The organism is Streptomyces phytophilus (assembly GCF_013870535.1).
GTDB lineage: Bacteria > Actinomycetota > Actinomycetes > Streptomycetales > Streptomycetaceae > Streptomyces > Streptomyces phytophilus.
Window position 1 is genome coordinate 1 of record NZ_JACBXC010001069.1, and the last position, 2,130, is coordinate 2,130.

Below are 2,130 nucleotides of genomic sequence, written 5' to 3' on the forward strand. Positions count from 1 at the left end.
GCCGTGGACCACTGCCGCGAGCTCGCCGACCGGCTGCCCGGCACCGTCGACGGCCAGGAGCGCCGCGAGACCGATCCGGTCTCGGCGCTGACCGCCGGGTGGGGTGATCCGGCCGTCGAGCTGCGCTGCGGCGTGCCCAGGCCGGAGGTGCTCACGCCCGGAAGTGAACACTACAACCCCGCCGCGGACTCGGTGAGCGTGAACGGCGTCGACTGGCTGTACGAGAAGCTGGACGACGGGGCCCGCTTCACCACCACGCTGCGGGAGGCGTTCGTGGAGGTCACGGTGCCCGGTGCGTACGCGCCCGAGGTGAACCCGCTGACGGACCTGGCGGACGCGGTGGACAAGGCCGTCCCCGGCACGCTCTGACACAGCGGACCGCGGTGGCCGCCGGGTCCTAGCGCAGGCCCGTCGAGCGGCGCAGCGCCGCCTGGATGAGCCGGTCGACCAGCTCGGGGTAGCTCACGCCGCTCTCCTGCCACATCCGCGGGTACATCGAGATGGGCGTGAAGCCGGGCATCGTGTTGATCTCGTTGATCACGAACCCGCCGCCGTCGGTGCGGAAGAAGTCCGCCCGCACCAGCCCCTCGCAGGAGCACGCCTCGAACGCGGCGACCGCCAGGCGCTGCACCTCGGCGGTCTCCTCCTCGCTCAGCGGCGCCGGCACGATGCCGTCGGCGGAGTCGATGTACTTCGCCTCGAAGTCGTAGAAGTCGTGGCTGGTGGTCGGCGGGATCTCGGCGGGCACGCTGGCCCGCGGCCCGTCCTCGAACTCCAGCACGCCGCACTCGATCTCGCGGCCGGTGACCGCCGCCTCCACGATGATCTTCGGGTCGTGGCGGCGCGCCTCGGCGATCGCGTCCTCCAGCGCGCCGAGTTCGCCGACCTTCGTGATGCCGATGGACGAGCCCGCCCGCGCGGGCTTCACGAACACCGGCCAGCCGTGGTCCGCGGCGAAGTCCACGATCTTCTTGCGGGCCGCCGCGCCCTCCTGCCCGGGTGCGCCCTCGGCCCACTCGCGCGGCCGGATCACCGTGTACGGGCCGACGGGCAGCCCGTACGAGACGAAGACCCGCTTCATGTACTCCTTGTCCATGCCGACCGCGGACGCCAGCACCCCCGAGCCCACGTACGGCACGCCGGACAGGTCGAGCATGCCCTGCAGCGTGCCGTCCTCGCCGTACGGGCCGTGCAGCATCGGGAAGACGACGTCGACCTCGCCGAGCGCCTTGGGCACCTGGCCCGGCTCGGCGTAGACGACCTCGCGGCTGCCCGGGTCGGCGGAGAGCACGACGGCGCCGTCCTCCGCCTCCTCGTCGACGAGTTCCTCCACGCGCGGCACCTGGCGGTCGGCGATGGCCATCCGCGCGGGGTCGTCCGCGGTGAGCGCCCAGCGGCCGTCGGCGGTGATGCCGATGGGCAGCACCTCGTACTTGTTCCGGTCGATGGCGCCCATCACGGCGCCCGCGGTGACCACGGAGATGCCGTGCTCGGAGCTGCGCCCGCCGAAAACGACGGCGACGCGCGGCTTGCGGCCCTGGCGTTCGAAGGAGTGCTCGCTGCTCATCGCTCGCACACTACCCGCTGCGTCCGGGAACGTCAGTGTCCCTCCGCCTTGGCGCTGCGCGACATCAGCTCCTTCAGCGCCACGAGCGGCGGCTTCCCGTCGTGCACGATGCTCACCACGGTTTCGGTGATCGGCATGTCGACCGCGTGCCTGCGGGCCAGATCGAGCACCGACTCGCAGGACTTGACGCCCTCGGCGGTCTGCCTGGTGGCGGCGATGGTCTCGGCCAGGGTCATGCCGCGGCCGAGGTTGGTGCCGAAGGTGTGATTGCGGGACAGCGGCGAGGAGCAGGTGGCGACGAGGTCGCCCATGCCGGCCAGGCCGGCGAAGGTGCGCGGGTCGGCGCCCAGCGCGCTGCCGAGGCGGGCGGTCTCGGCCAGGCCGCGGGTGATGAGCGACGCCTTGGCGTTGTCGCCGAGGCCCATGCCGTCGGCGATGCCGACGGCCAGCCCGATGACGTTCTTGACGGCGCCGCCGAGTTCGCAGCCGACGACGTCGGTGTTGGTGTACGGGCGGAAGTACGGGGTGTGGCAGGCGGTCTGCAGCCGCCGGGCCACCGCCTC

At 72.4% G+C, this 2,130-nt stretch carries 3 protein-coding genes; 1 reads left to right on the top strand and 2 read right to left on the bottom strand.

Annotated elements, in window-relative coordinates:
• Positions 1 to 369: DUF3515 domain-containing protein (locus H5J30_RS29105; protein ID WP_258563585.1), on the top strand; the 369-nt coding region annotated here is incomplete at its 5' end.
• A 28-nt stretch (positions 370 to 397) separates the two neighbouring features.
• Here H5J30_RS29105 and H5J30_RS29110 read toward each other — a convergent pair.
• Both H5J30_RS29110 and H5J30_RS29115 read right to left on the bottom strand, forming a co-directional pair.
• A complete protein-coding gene (locus tag H5J30_RS29110; protein ID WP_181790258.1) occupies positions 398 to 1,567 on the bottom strand; it encodes a D-alanine--D-alanine ligase family protein in 1,170 nt (389 codons plus the stop codon).
• 32 nt (positions 1,568 to 1,599) lie between these two features.
• On the bottom strand, positions 1,600 to 2,130 hold a 531-nt coding region (locus H5J30_RS29115; RefSeq protein ID WP_181790259.1), incomplete at its 5' end, for an NAD(P)H-dependent glycerol-3-phosphate dehydrogenase.

Coding starts and splice junctions, on each gene's coding strand:
- H5J30_RS29110 (WP_181790258.1), bottom strand. CDS start 1,567: ATGAGCAGCGAGCACTCCTTCGAACGCCAGGGCCGCAAGCCGCGCGTC.